This is a genomic window from Oceanobacillus sp. GQ8 (assembly GCF_059758495.1).
The window spans coordinates 357,525-372,216 of sequence record NZ_JCAXEV010000004.1; the positions used below are offsets into that span (position 1 = coordinate 357,525).

Annotated in this window: 14 protein-coding genes; 2 read left to right on the top strand and 12 right to left on the bottom strand. The window is 39.2% G+C overall.

What is annotated here, in order from left to right:
* Positions 1–41 precede the first annotated feature (41 nt).
* The 11 genes from AC6CHS_RS14230 to AC6CHS_RS14280 all read right to left on the bottom strand — a co-directional run bounded on the left by AC6CHS_RS14230 (position 42) and on the right by AC6CHS_RS14280 (position 10,419).
* Positions 42–1,634 carry a fatty acyl-CoA synthetase gene (locus AC6CHS_RS14230; protein WP_498237067.1) on the bottom strand — a complete coding sequence of 531 codons (1,593 nt, stop codon included), beginning with the start codon at positions 1,632–1,634 and terminating at the stop codon, positions 42–44.
* 351 nt (positions 1,635–1,985) lie between these two features.
* A complete protein-coding gene (locus tag AC6CHS_RS14235) occupies positions 1,986–2,597 on the bottom strand; it encodes a 3'-5' exonuclease (RefSeq protein WP_498237069.1) in 612 nt (203 codons plus the stop codon).
* 14 nt (positions 2,598–2,611) lie between these two features.
* On the bottom strand, positions 2,612–3,322 hold the full coding sequence (locus AC6CHS_RS14240; protein WP_498237071.1) for a CBS domain-containing protein: 711 nt from the start codon (positions 3,320–3,322) through the stop codon (positions 2,612–2,614).
* Between the two features lie 356 nt (positions 3,323–3,678).
* Entirely contained in the window at positions 3,679–3,966 is a 288-nt protein-coding gene (locus AC6CHS_RS14245) for a TIGR04104 family putative zinc finger protein (RefSeq protein ID WP_498237073.1), read from the bottom strand.
* Between the two features lie 41 nt (positions 3,967–4,007).
* Entirely contained in the window at positions 4,008–4,667 is a 660-nt protein-coding gene (locus AC6CHS_RS14250; RefSeq protein ID WP_498237074.1) for an HAD family hydrolase, read from the bottom strand.
* A gap of 167 nt (positions 4,668–4,834) precedes the next feature.
* Entirely contained in the window at positions 4,835–5,371 is a 537-nt protein-coding gene (locus AC6CHS_RS14255; protein WP_498237075.1) for a helicase, read from the bottom strand.
* A gap of 51 nt (positions 5,372–5,422) precedes the next feature.
* A complete protein-coding gene (locus AC6CHS_RS14260; protein WP_498237077.1) occupies positions 5,423–5,962 on the bottom strand; it encodes a P-loop NTPase family protein in 540 nt (179 codons plus the stop codon).
* 73 nt (positions 5,963–6,035) lie between these two features.
* On the bottom strand, positions 6,036–6,449 hold the full coding sequence (locus AC6CHS_RS14265; protein WP_498237078.1) for a hypothetical protein: 414 nt from the start codon (positions 6,447–6,449) through the stop codon (positions 6,036–6,038).
* 204 nt (positions 6,450–6,653) lie between these two features.
* Positions 6,654–7,562 (bottom strand): aldo/keto reductase, encoded by a 909-nt coding sequence (locus tag AC6CHS_RS14270; RefSeq protein WP_498237356.1) that lies wholly within the window; start codon positions 7,560–7,562, stop codon positions 6,654–6,656.
* 141 nt (positions 7,563–7,703) lie between these two features.
* The gene (locus AC6CHS_RS14275; RefSeq protein WP_498237079.1) at positions 7,704–8,771 is read right to left on the bottom strand and encodes a YkvI family membrane protein; all 1,068 of its coding nucleotides are present in this window, start codon (positions 8,769–8,771) and stop codon (positions 7,704–7,706) included.
* A gap of 208 nt (positions 8,772–8,979) precedes the next feature.
* The gene (locus AC6CHS_RS14280) at positions 8,980–10,419 is read right to left on the bottom strand and encodes a carbon starvation CstA family protein (RefSeq protein ID WP_498237080.1); all 1,440 of its coding nucleotides are present in this window, start codon (positions 10,417–10,419) and stop codon (positions 8,980–8,982) included.
* Positions 10,420–10,727: 308 nt separating this feature from the next.
* Here AC6CHS_RS14280 and AC6CHS_RS14285 point away from each other — a divergent pair, with 308 nt between their 5' ends.
* Positions 10,728–11,873 carry a pyridoxal-phosphate-dependent aminotransferase family protein gene (locus AC6CHS_RS14285; RefSeq protein WP_498237081.1) on the top strand — a complete coding sequence of 382 codons (1,146 nt, stop codon included), beginning with the start codon at positions 10,728–10,730 and terminating at the stop codon, positions 11,871–11,873.
* Between the two features lie 20 nt (positions 11,874–11,893).
* Positions 11,894–13,480 (top strand): phosphoglycerate dehydrogenase, encoded by a 1,587-nt coding sequence (gene serA / locus AC6CHS_RS14290; protein ID WP_498237083.1) that lies wholly within the window; start codon positions 11,894–11,896, stop codon positions 13,478–13,480.
* Positions 13,481–13,803: 323 nt separating this feature from the next.
* Here the strand turns inward: serA and AC6CHS_RS14295 are convergent, their stop codons facing one another.
* On the bottom strand, positions 13,804–14,604 hold the full coding sequence (locus tag AC6CHS_RS14295; RefSeq protein ID WP_498237084.1) for an HAD family hydrolase: 801 nt from the start codon (positions 14,602–14,604) through the stop codon (positions 13,804–13,806).
* Between the last annotated feature and the right edge of the window lie 88 nt (positions 14,605–14,692).

A 14,692-nucleotide genomic window follows, 5' to 3' on the forward strand; every position in this document is an offset into this window, starting at 1 on the left:
AAAGGAGCACCGTTTAAGACGATGCTCCTTGATTGAACTAGTTAGTTTATGTTTCCATATTGATCTCTTAACGCTCTTTTCAATACTTTACCACTCGGGTTTTTCGGTAAAACATCTGTAAACTCCACCTGTTTGGGTACTTTAAACGTAGACAAACGTTCACGGCAAAAAGCCACAACCTCTTCTTCTGATAAAGATGCCCCTTTTTTCGGGACGATAATCGCTGTTACTGCCTCTATCCAGTAAGGATCAGGGATGCTGATTACCGCTACCTCTGAGACACCTTCCATTTGATAAAGGCTTTCCTCTACCTCTCTGCTGGAGACATTGACTCCACCCGTATTAATCATATCCTTTTTACGGTCAATAATCGTAATATATCCTTCTTCATCCATCGTGCCTAGATCCCCACTATGAAACCATCCATTCTGAAAAGCTTCAGTAGTTTTTTCAGGGTCATGTAAATAACCCTTCATGGCATGTGGGGTGCGATGGACAATTTCACCTATCTCTCCTCTGGCTACTTCTACCCCGCTCTCCCCCACAATCTTTGTCTGTACATTTAATGTTGGTTTCCCTGCTGAACCAAGCTTTCGAAGCTGATCCTCTGGTTGAAGTGCGGTTGCAAGAGGTGCAACCTCTGTCTGTCCGTAAAAGTTCCAGAACCTTGCATTAGGCAGCCTTTCTGCAAGCTCTTTTAAAATTTCTTTTGGCATAATAGCAGCACCATAGTAACATTTTTCCAATGTTGATAAATCATAGTTATCAAATCCTGGATGTCTTAGTAGCGCAATCCATACAGTAGGTGGACAAAACAACTGTGTTGCTCCCTCTTCCTCAATGGTACGCAAAAGGCTTTCTGGATCAGCTTGGCTCAGAATGATTCCGCTTGATCCAATATAAATACTCGGTCCAAGAAAGACATGCAGCTGGGCACTGTGATAAAGTGGCAATGCGTGAATCGCAATATCTTTATCTTCCATTTTCCCATCAATAATACTACTGACATATTCACTGATAATGCTTTTATGTGTCAGCATAACCCCTTTAGGTCGGGATTCTGTTCCACTCGTATAAAGGACATGGGCAAGATCATCGTCATCAAGGTCGGCCAAAACAGGGACAGTTAATTCGGCCTTCCTTGCAGAGGAAAGAGTTGTCCAGTCGGATTGGATCCCTTCCTGACTTGCAGGTACATCCATAAGATACCGAAACTGAATAGTCAATTCTTGAGCTGCCTGATCAAGTAATGCAGCATACTCTTCTGAAGCAATGAGACCCGTTACTTCCGCATGGTGCAATATATAGGAAACATCGTCCCTTGAAAGCATGTAATTAACAGGAATCATAACCGCGCCAATTCTCGCCAGCGCAAACATAGCTGTCACAAAATCCTGACTGTTTTTTGACATGATCACAATATGGTTTCCTTTTTTCATCCCTGCATTAACAAAGGCATTAGCAGTTTGATTTACCATATTATCAAGCTCTGAATACGTAATCCACTCTCCTTTGTAAGCGATTGCATTTTTATCGGGATTGCGTTCCTTGGTTCTTTCCAACAGATCTCCCAACGTATTTCTTCTAGCCCTTTTCAATAGTAGGTTTACCTGTTCCTGCCCCTTTGTTTCCAAACCCATCCCCCACTCTCTTGTGTTTAATACTGAAAATTCTTTCTATTAGTTTAATTCAAACTAATCCAGAAAGCAAGCTTAGGTATTCTCACGGGGGTTGAGAGTTTTATTTAGACAAGTAAAAACTCCCTCTAACTGAACGGGAGTAGAAGGAGAAAAAGATCACAATTTAAAATTTCGTTTTATTTGAATTATTATGTCAAGGCTTCTCCTATTATCTAATAAAAATTTAAGCTATAATATAAAGTAAAACTCCATTAGAATCGAGATTGGACTAATAATGATGCAAAAGCAATATCTTTTTCATTAGCTCTGAAAGCTTCATTATCAGGACCCCTTTGTAGTTCTCGGCTATAAATAAATGCGTTTACTACGCTGGGTGCGTTTTGCTTTAGGTGGATAATAGCCACGCTCGTAAATTCTGCCTTTGCTCATTTGGCAGCTTTCCAAAAATGAATCTACTGTATCTGTACTATATTCCCTTAATGCTTGCATAAAGATCCTCGCTGCAACACGTGCATCTTCTAACGCATGGTGATGTTCAAAAGTGATGGAATGATGAGCAGCAACCGTGTTTAATTTATGATTCACTAGATCAGGCCAGACCTTCCTGGAGATATTTGCCGTACACAAGTAGTCCATCTCCGGATACGGTAATTGAAAATAATCGAGCGTCTGTCTAATTACACTCATATCAAAACTAGCGTTATGCGCCAGCACGATATTGTTCGATAAATACTTATCTAAAACAGGCCATATTTCCGGAAAGGTCGGTGCGTCCTCTACGTCTCTATCGGTAATACCGTGGACACGCACATTGAATGGACTAAAAGCAGTAATTGGATTTATTAAGCTATAGTACTCTTCCAGAATTTCTTTTTCATTTGCTACTACAATCCCAACTGCACATGGACTGTGGCGCTTTTCATTAGCCGTTTCAAAATCAATGGATACGAATTTCATTTCGCTTCCCCTCCTTACTTTTCCTCTTCCTGTGCGTGGACGATATCCCACGGTGTGATGATACCAAGAAGTTTTTCTTCGGAATCCCCACTTTTTGTAATGAGTAATGCTTCCAATCGATTTCCTTCTCCAATGTTACCTCTAAAATATTCCGAAGCATCATTTTGCGTGGTGTCCTGGCTAATAAACTGATAGTTATCAACCGTTTGATACGTTAACACATCACGAAGTCTTGTTTCTTTTATAGTCGAATGACTGATCTCAAGGTTTTCTGCAAGCCATCTTGTAATCCCTTTTTGAGTTAAAAGACCCTTAAAGACTCTTTCACTGTATATGGGGAATTTCGATATGCCTTTCTCACGAATGATAGTCAGCAGTTTTTCAAGTGGATCATCCTCCTGAAATGTATGCACCGCGCGTGAATACGCTGGCATTACCTTTAGAGGCTCTGACAATGCTTTTTCTATTAACTCTATTCTTTCAACAACGGAATCATGTGGCTCAGCGATTGCATGGGTCATGTCGACCTTGTTATGTACAATAGCATTTCGCAACTCCGCATATTCCAGTAAGTCCTCGCTATATCTTCTAATGATAGTATTTGAATTACTAAGGATACGCACTGATCGGGAAAAACTCATATCCTTACGATAAACCATTAAAGCTTTCATCTCTTTCTCTACTCGATTAAACGTTGCCAAAAATTTCTCTGAATTCTTATACACAACATCGCTCCTATGGAAAAGGTATAATATCCATTTTAGACGAAAATCGTTAAAGTTAAAAGGAGACGCCTTTTATTTCACATTGAGAAAGTAAAAATTTCAAATGGAGAGTATAGTCGACGCAGTTGAAATTTTGAGATACCAAGTATAAGAAAAACGTACACATTCCCTAAAGGGCGAGCGAATGCGAGTTTTATATTTATCCCGGTGCAACCGTCCGTAAAACTCCCACTTCAAAAGATGAAGTAAAACAGTGATGTTTAAGTGGGAGTAAACGGACGCTAACACCCCGATTCGTTCAACGAACAATCAATGGGGGAAGAATGAAAACCCCCACTGATTGAAGGTTCACTTTATTAGTACTCTCTATAAGTAACAAGAAAAGGAGCAATGAAAGAACCAATTAACAAAACGAAAAACGCTCCTCCAAATGTCAAAATAATATTATGTAAAGGCGCAAGAAAGTAACCAACAAAAAACATTGGCAAGATAGTTAATAAAACAAAAGTAAATCTACCAGAAATTTTTATTTTATGCTCCGAACCGCATTTTTTACAATGAATAGGTCTATAATTCCACCATAGGGATTTCAAAATTTCACTCCAACTGAATGGTGCATTGCATTTATCACACCTTTTCAGCATAAAAAAATACCCCCCTCATCATTTCCCTTATCATATTTTTATTACCCGCTTATATTAGGTAATAGAGTTTGTAGTTCAATTAAATCATCTATCACGAAATCAGCTTGTGAAAGCTCCCCTTCTTGTGCAAAATCAAAATTACATCCAATTGATACTAAGCCATTGTCTTTAGCAGCATTTATATCTGATAGTCGGTCTCCAATGACCGCTCCCTTAGTTATATCGTATTTTTTTATAATACTTTGCACTAAATCCGATTTATTTAACGAATCAATTTGTTGTATACTGAAAGTTTCCGTAACCCAATGGTCTAAATTATAATACTTCACAATTGCTTTTAAATATTCAACCAGACCATTACTTGCTATGTAAATGGAACAATCATTTTCTTTCAAATAACGAAATACTTCTTTAACATTAGGATATAGTGCCCCATTACCATCTTTTATGTTTTCTACTAATCTTTCTAAAAAATAAGAGTCAACTTCTTCTCTTGCCTTTCGGGAATGATCTGGTAACAAGGCTTCCCACACTTTAGGCAAGGGTACGCCCATTATTTCCCGATACTTATCAATAGGAGTATCAGCATTCCACTCACTTTTTGACCTTAAATAAGTAAAAGTATCATCAAGTGATAACTCTAAAATTTTATCTGTTTGAAATAACGTTCCATCCATATCAAAAATTAGTGACTGTGACATTAATATTTTCTCTCCTATATAACTAATAACTTACAGAGTTTAATGAATAAGTATGAAATGACAAGTTCCAACATTTGATTAACTAATTAAATGGGTTTGTGAAAAAGAACATCACTTTGCCTATTTTAAAAAATTTCAGAGCAGCTATTAATAAAGTAGCCAATCTTTTACCGTTTAATTATGGTTTCACCAAATATAAATCGGTCTTTTGGATTCCACACATGCAGACCATCTGCAATGTATCCCCGCAACCATAGTTCTCCCTTAACATTCCTTAGGTAAAATCCTTTTGGAAATTCATCATCCGCACTAACTATTTCTGAAGCTATTGTAATAGACCCAGAAGGCGCATGCCCTTGTTGAGAATCTCTCCCTTTATCACTTTCTGGCTGATCAAAATATGTTAGCCTTAAATATGGACCCAGCTCAAGTGGACACAAATTTAGACCAAGTTCGCTCGCTTGTCTGAAGATCTGGGGCATCGTTGCACCATTAGGGAATCCGAAGTTCTTAACGCTTAATTCAACGGTCTTTAGACTGTACTTTGTTTCTGAAGTACTAAATCTTTCATCTCTTAGTAACGTCTCCCCATACTTATTTATTAAAATAGAGTGTTGTTGCAACCTATGAATAAGCTGTGATTTCGTTAGCCCGCCGACCTCTGTTGTTCTAGTAATAGCATCACAATCAGGGTATATCTGCATTGTGGTCACTCCTCCTACCACCATTATAAATAAGCGTACAAATCTTCAATACTATTGGATAGCTCTGCTTCGCATATTATTCACATACTTCTCTGCTAATTTTGCTTTATTAATAATGACCATTTTATCTTTATGTATGCCGTACTTATTGAAAAGGTTAACTTTTCCTTTCTTCTCAAAGTCCCGGTTCCATTTAAACATTTTTATAAATATTTCCCGTGTTGGTTTGTAATTCGACTCCTCTATTCGAAGCTTTTGTTTAAAGAATCTCTTTCCTATTCTATAAACTCTGATGGTATACTTTGTATCTAAGAAAACAATTAAATCTGCAAGATGAAAGCAATGGCTTGCCCAATCCGCAGTGTGTACTCCTTCTGTTATCCAGCTTTCTGACTGCATGATACTGTTCAAGCATGCTTCTCTTTCTCGGTCCGTTCTCCTTATATCTCCAGACTTATTCCTTATCCAAACTACATTATCTAACTCGTAATAGGGGATACCTAGCTCTAAAGATATTTTTTTTGCTAATGTTGTTTTACCACTTCCAACCGAGCCGACAATATGTATTCTTTTTGGTATTACCTTGTTCACAACGGCCACCCAAACCCCATTTGAATTGTTCTATATTAATTCTCTTTATGATTTTTATAATAGCGAAGCAGTATTACCCTTCAATTAAAGCTTGATACGCGAGTAACTCATTATTATATTCTACTAATACCATTCCAGGGGCGTCACCTTTCTGGCATCCTTCGTCATCACGTGAATAGATTTTAGTCCCTACGGGGAGATTGGAGGCATAAAAGTTTTGGTACCACCACGTTTTTGTAGTCCTTTTTTTGACTTCTCCAATCATTTCACCTTTTGTGCACTCCTTGGCGTCAATCCATTCCCTATCTGAAGCATTAGAATAAACTAGACCATCTAATTGAAGGATATCAGCTCTAGGGTTATTGCTTAAAACCTCTTTGGCGGTGGGAGTATCTGCATGATAGCCAGAAGGAAACCTATCAGTAATAGCCATATAACTAAATGCAACAAATAGCACGATACCAATAAATATCAGAAGTTTTTTCATAACGACCTCCTATCTAAAACCACTATCTAGACTAAGAGTATTTTATGCGCAAGACTTAAAAGAACTTCCCTCAAAATGATCACACCCAAATAACGTTCTATACGTCATCAACACTCCTACAAATAGTGATTAGCTAATTTCCAAACCGGAAATTAGCTAACCTACCCTCTTTTAATTAGGGAGCAAAAACTATATTAGAAACTGTTATGGCAGTTCATTTCCAGCTGCACGATAAATTTCATACCACTCTTCCCTACTCAGAACAAGTTCAGATGCATCTGCTATAGTAGACAGTCGCTCCGTATTCATTGTGCCAACCACTGTTTGAATCTTTGCTGGATGTCGTAGGATCCAGGCAACTGCAATAGTCGTTTTCGTTACATTGTATTTTTCAGCAATGTTCCCCAATACGCTGTTTAGCTCTGGAAATTTATCATTATCGATAAATACTCCTTCAAAGAACCCATATTGAAATGGCGACCATGCTTGAATCGTCATATTGTTTAACCTGCTATAGTCTAGTACACTACCATCCCGGTCAACGCTATTAGGATGCTTCGTATTCACCTGTAAACCAGCATCAATCATGCTTGTATGCATCACGCTGAACTGTAATTGATTCACGATTAAGTCTTGCTCTACATATTTTTTTAAGAGCTCAATTTGCATTGGATTGTGATTACTTACACCAAAATTCCGTACCTTCCCGCTTTTCTCCAGTGATGAAAATGCCTCCGCAACTTCTTCTGGTTCCATTAATGCGTCCGGACGATGAAGTAACAATACATCAAGATAGTCTGTCTGAAGTCGCTGTAAAATACTATCTACTGACGAAAGAATATGGGATGTTGAAAAATCAAAGAATCCATTTCTAATACCGCACTTTGATTGCAGGATCATTTTTTCACGAGTAGATGGATTCATGTCAACTGCCTTCGCAAAAATCTCTTCTGAGGCTCCGCCACCATATATGTCTGCATGGTCATAGAAATTTATTCCCAGATCCATTGCATGATGTACAACATTTTTTGCTTTATCATCCGTAAGTCCACTTAATCTCATACATCCTAGCGAAATGTTTGATACCTCTAGCTCACTTGTTCCTAATTGCATTTTTTTCAACTAAATCCCTCCTCAACTTAGTTCTATTCTAGCATCTTGCTCGAACGATGAATAGAAAATTGACTAAAAATTCTTTATACAAAAAAGATGAATCGCTTAGATTAACGATTCATCTTTTTACTTATGTGTTCTTTAACTCTTTGACCGAGACAGTCCTCTTCTCTTCCAGTTTATCCAAGAAACGATAATCGCAATTACGAGAGCGAATCCGAGATAGCCTGTGAACGGGTAAAGCGTATTTACAAGTTTGGTAAACCCGACAAAGCTTGAGGCAAATGCAAGAAGACTAATAATAACAACAATCTTTTTAAAAGATGGCTTGTCCGGCTTAACAAATCTGGTCGTAAAGGTATACAACATACCGACCGCCGTATTAAAAATCATTCCGAGTAAAGCAATGGACATCAACACTCCAACAATTGGTGAGATCTCCGTTGCAAGCAAAAGTGTTGGCATATCTACTGTTAATATACGATCTATGTTGAAAAACAACCCAATATTAATGATGAATAGTAAGATACCGAGCCCTACTCCGCCCAAAAGTCCACCTTTTGATATGCTCCCTATTTCCTTTTCGGAGGAACCCATCACAATAAGCATGGAAAAAGCCAGCACGATATTAAAAGAAACATATAATGCTGCACTAACAAACCAGTTAGATGCAGCTGCTGTTTGTGAATCAGCAATGGCGCTCATTTGGTGTAGGCTTAAGTCACTATTGAATAAAGCAAAGCCGACAATTACAAACATCAATAAAAATAAATAAGGTGTTATTAAGCTAATGACCGAAATAATCTTTTTAACATTTAAGCATAACGTGGCAATTACTAGTAATGTTAGTATGAAATTGCCCAAAATAGCAGAAATACCGAACTGCTGTTCAAAGATCGAGCCACTTCCTGCAATCATAATAACCGCAACGCCAAATAAGAAAAAGGTTAAGATGATATCCACAAAAAACCCTATGTATTTGCCGCATATTTTATAAATGACAACCTTATGCGAGGTTGTTTGCATGTGCTGTCCAAGTTGGAGTACATGCATCCCCAAAAATGCAAATAGAATTGTCGAAATAACTGTTCCAGCAAGGCCATACCAACCGAAAGCAGTGAAAAACTGTAATACTTCTTGCCCTGAAGCAAATCCGGCACCGACAATTACACCGATATAAGCTCCAGCTATTTGTAAGGTTTTTTTCATATGTTGCCCTTCCCTTTCTAAGCTGTTCCACCCTTTTATGTTTCCAATACCAAGCTAATTTTATCACTCTAGCCAAGTTTTAGAAAACTTTACGAAACATTAATTTAAAAAATCTCCTTTACGTAACAAAAACCATGGACCTAATAAGATCCACGGCTTTTTTATTCGGTATCAACAACCAAATCTGTTTAGATTTTCCCTCACAACCTTAACTAGCATAAGCTGTACGCATATCTTTCCTTGCCTTTTGCTTCAATAGTTTCATGATGAACCAGACGAGGACAACTGTCCATATAGCTCCCCCAATAATCACAGAAACAACGTAATCCATTTGGAATCCTTCCGGGGCGTAGAAAATATATGTGCTGACAACCCCTGTCATAAATAGTGCAGGAACACTACAAATCCAATGGAACTTATGATTTTTCAGCAAGTACATAGCTCCAGTCCAAAGCATAAATGTGGCCACGACCTGATTTGACCAGCCAACATAGCGCCATAAAAAGCTGTAATCAATTGTTGATAGTAAAAATGCTGGTATAGCAACAGGAATAACAAGTAAGGCTACCGTTTTCTTTCCTGTCATTTCTTTCTTAGTAATTTGATTTATTAATTCGCCAAGCATCATTCTGGAAGAGCGAAGTGCTGTATCTCCAGTTGTGATAGGTAAAATAATTACCCCAAGCACAGCCAGGATCCCACCAAATGCTCCAAGTGTAGAGATGCTAATTTCATTTACGACCGCTGATGGGCCACCTGCATTCAATGCTTCCTGTAAGCCTGTGGTTCCATTGAAAAAGGCCATTCCTGCTGCAGCCCAGACAAGTGCAATGATACCTTCACTAATCATGGCACCATAGAAAACTTTTCTTCCTTCACTCTCTTTCTTGAGAGTCCTGGCGAGGATTGGACTTTGTGTACTATGAAACCCAGAAATCGCTCCGCACGATATCGTTACCATTAACAGAGGCCAGATTGGCAGTTCACCAGGATGCATATTTTGAAAGGTTAAATTTGGCACCGGATTATCAAAAAAGAAGATACCAATCCCAATCGAGACCGCCATAAAAATTAATATCCCGCCAAAAATAGGATAAATCTTACCAATTATCTTATTTACCGGTAGCACCGTTGCTAATAAGAAATAAGCAAATACAATAACGAGGCATGCCATAAAACTAAGTGGTGTCAGCTGTGAAATCAGCTGTGCTGGCGCTGCTGTGAAGGCAGCCGCAACCAAAATCATTAATAAAATAGATAAGACCGTTATAAATGATTTCGCATATTTTCCTAAGTATTTCCCAACTATATTTGGAAACTGTGCACCTCCATGACGAAGTGACAGCATACCTGAAAAGTAATCATGAACTGCTCCTGCAAAAATAGATCCGACTACAATCCAGATGAAAGCAACAGGACCATAAAGCGCTCCAAGAATTGCACCGAAAATAGGACCGGTTCCAGCGATGTTCAGAAGTTGAATAAGGATTGCCTTCCACCAGCTCATTGGCATATAATCCAAGCCGTCCTGTTTGGAATAGGCTGGTGTACGTTGTCTATCGTTGATGCCAAAAATTCGTTCTACCACCTTCCCGTATATGAAATAACCTACTAGTAGTAACAAGATCGATGCTACAAATGTGACCATCACTGAACCTCCTTCATAAGAATTTTAAAAATTATTCTATATCCAAATCTTTTTAAATGCAAGGTATTTTAGAAAATTACTTCATTATTTCCATTATTAACGTGAAAAGACCTCCGTTTACGAACTTACTTATTTCTTTTGTCTGATCAGATCCATCACTTTAAATAATTAAAGTAAATTATTTTTTAAATTGCTTAAATTTATTGACAATCATTCTAGTTCTGCTATGCTGAAAAATATTTACGAAAGATATAATAAGAAAACCAACCTATTGTTCGGATTTCAGGATTGCAAGGGAGAGATAGTAAATGCTAGCAGACCAGCAATTTTTAAGGATACCTGGACCAAGTCCCATTCCACCAAGTGTACAGCTTGCAATGGGGCAACCAATGATCGGCCACCGGGGTCAAGAGGCAAAATCGCTAATCAAACAGCTGAGACCCCGTCTTAAACCCATCTTTGGTACGAAAGAAGATGTACTCATTCTTACAGGAAGTGGTACTGCAGCACTTGAAATGGCTGTAGTCAATTCAGTAGAACCCGGAGATGATGTGTTAGTTCTCGTTTCTGGATCGTTTGGTGATCGCTTCGCTAAGATTTGTCAGGCTTATGGCATACATGTACATCGCCTTGAAACAAAATGGGGAGAAGCAATTAACCCAAAGGATGTTCAAACATACTTACAGGCACATCCTAATTTGAAAGGGGTATTTGCTACCTATTGCGAGACTTCTACAGGTGTTCTCAACCCGGTTAAGGAGCTTGCTGCAGTTGTACGACATCATTCAGATGCGCTAATGATTGTAGATGGCGTATCCTGCGTTGGTGCTGCACCCGTGGAGATGGATAATTGGGGAATCGACATCTTAGTAACAGGGTCCCAAAAAGCCTTTATGCTTCCAGCCGGATTAGCTTTTGTAGCGGCAAGTGAACGTGCATGGAATCGCATAGATGAAAATAATACACCTCGCTTTTACCTTGATCTGAAGCGATATCGTGACAGTATAAAAAACGACACGACTCCCTTTACACCAGCACTGTCCCTTTTATTTGGCCTCGAACAGGTTTTGCAGCTATTAGAAACGGAAGGGTTGGAAAATGTTTTTGCAAGACATAGGCTTATGATGCAAATGACTCGTTCGGCATTTAAAGCTCACCATATTGAGTTGCTCACCAATGATGAGGTCGCATCCCCAACGGTCACAGCAGTGAAGCCGACTGATTTTAAGGCAGAAGAATTTAGAAAGATATTAGACGAAGAATTTCAGGTAAGCATTGCAGGAGGACAGCATCAACTCAAAGGACAAATATTTCGCATCGGCCATATGGGGTACTGTTCCCCTGCCGATGTCCTGCAAACGATTAGTCTAATCGAGATGGCACTCATCCGAATTGGGAAAACAATTGAGCTTGGTAAAGGGATAGAAGCTGCTCAAAAAACGTATTTAGCCTAAAGAAAATTGGAGGTGCTAACATGGCGTTTAATGTATTAATCTCAGATCCCCTCAGTGAAGAAGGGATACAAGTGCTTAACCAGCAGGATGGTATCCACTATGAGCTAGCAACAGACCTGACACCAGAAGCACTATTGAAGAAAATTAGCAATGTAGATGGATTATTGGTAAGGAGTCAAACGCAAGTAACCCGCAAGCTGATAGAAGCAGCAGAAAATCTTAAAATTATTGGCCGTGCAGGGGTAGGTGTGGATAACATTGATTTAAATGCAGCAACAGAACGAGGAATCGTTGTTGTCAATGCACCGAATGGCAACACAAATTCAGCAGCAGAGCACACGATGGCAATGCTGATGGCTCTTTCGCGAAAAATCCCTCAAGCATACTACTCGCTTAAACACCAGCAATGGGATCGAAAAAAATATGTTGGGGTTGAATTAAAAAACAAAACACTAGGGATTATTGGTTTAGGTAGAATTGGAGCGGAGGTGGCCTATAGGGCAAAGGGCCAGCGTATGAATATAATGGCTTATGATCCTTTTCTAACAGAAGAAAAAGCAGATCACCTAGGAATAGGATACGGTACCGTTCAGGACGTATTAAAACAAGCCGACTTTATTACCTTGCACACCCCCCTCCTAAAAGAAACAAAGCACTTATTAAACGAGGAGGCATTTCAACAAATGAAGCCAGGGGTTCAAATCATCAATTGTGCACGAGGTGGGATTATTGATGAAGCTGCACTTTATGAAGCTATCGTAAGTGGAAAAGTAGCCGGTGCTGCACTTGATGTATTTGAAGAAGAGCCTTTTCATGACAATAAACTATTGGAACTCCCAGAAGTCTTTGCTACCCCACATCTTGGTGCAAGTACTGTAGAAGCACAAGAGAATGTTGCCGTGGATGTTTGCCAAGATGTCATTCGCTTTCTAACAGGGGGCATTGTGCAAAATCCAGTTAACCTGCCATCTGTCCCAAAAGAAGTGCTAAATCAAATAGAACCATATTTCAACCTAGCAGAAAATCTAGGTACCTTTCTCATACATCTAGCACGAGAAGTTATCGAAGAAGTGAATATCTATTATTCTGGTGAATTGGCAGGTGTTGAAACGGCTCCCATTACCCGGAATACCATAAAAGGACTTCTGACAAGACATCTTGGGGAACATGTTAATGACGTTAACGCATTATATTTAGCAGAAAAACGCGGGATTCGAATACATGAAAATAAAACATCGACAACAAAAGGATTTACGAATTTGCTCACCGTGGAGATCGTTACAAAATCTGAAAAGCGCCGGGTTGCCGGTACGCTTTTAAATGGGCTTGGCCCCCGTATTGTGATGGTAGATGACTATAGTGTAGATGTTACACCAAAAGGCCACATCCTAGTTATCCATCATCGTGACATTCCGGGCGTAATCGGAAAGATGGGTTCCTTGCTTGCCCAATATAATATTAATATCGCTACGATGCAGGTGGACCGTGCAGATGTTGGTGGAGATGCCGTAATGATGCTGACAGTCGACAAGCATCTTGAAACGAAAGAGTTGGAAGCATTAAAACAATTAGAAGAAATTTACCAAGCGACAGCTATTGACCTTTAAATAGACACTAAAACAGGAAGAGGTCGGGACCAAACAAAAAGGTTTAGTCAAAAGACGGATGATAGCTAGAATAAGCGCAAGAAATATACGGAGACTCCTTGAAAATCAAAAAACGATTTTCTGCGTGCGATGCAATGCTGTCGAAGTCTTCCTTGTCCTATGGGAGGAAGGCCTAGGCGAGACCCCAGAATGCGGAGCATTCGGAGGCTCACCAACCGCCCATGGAAAGCGGAGTATATTTCTGAAACGGTTTTTCAAAGGCTAATCTTTCGGATTTATCTTTTGCGTAAATACTTTTGTCCCGTTCTCTTCCTTATTTTTTACTAAGCCTCTGTATTTCCTTCAAGTTGTTTAATTAAAGGAGCTAGTTCCCCTAAATCCGTGATTTCGAAAGAGGGCTGTACGTCAGTTGGCTTCTTGCCATGATGATTAATCCAAATAGATTGGATGTCCGCTCTAGACGCACCTAAAATATCTGTTTTTAAATTATCTCCTACCATAACTACTTCCTCTCGCTTCATTGACAATAAATCTAGTGCATGTTCAAAAATAGCTTGATCTGGTTTCCCCTTACCAAAAGCACCCGAAACGACAATATGGTCAAAATACCGTTTCAGCTCTGGTGTAAGGGAAAGCTTTGTGTGCTGAAGATCAGGAGAACCATTCGTCAATAACAACAAGGAGTAATGTGGATGTAGCTTGTCTAGAACTTCAAAGGTTTGCTCAAACACAAAAGCATTCGCTTTACGAGCCTCAGGGAAAGCCTCTGCAAGCTTAGAGCCAAACGCAGTATCTTTCACCCCAAACGCTTCCAATGCTTTTGTCCAAACCTTCTGCTGATAACCTGGTGCCAACTCTCTTAATTTGGCGAACGCTTCCCCTTCATCATGAAATTGGGCCCATAACCCTTCAAATGGATTAATACCAATCATTTGAGTGAAGGTATATGTATCATAAGTTGCGTATTGCTTTCTTGCAATCTCTCGGACTTTTTTCTCAAAGTCGTCTGCCTTAATGCCATAGTGCTCTTCTGCTAGCTGGCAGGTTGTCTCAAAAGCAACCTTGACACTTTTTTCATCCCAAAGCAAAGTATCATCTAAATCAAACAGTATCGCTTTTAACACCCAATCACTCCTTTTCTCTCTACATAGACTATTTAAATTATACAACAAAAACATAAGCCAGAAAAAACTGACAATTTAGGGTTGCGTT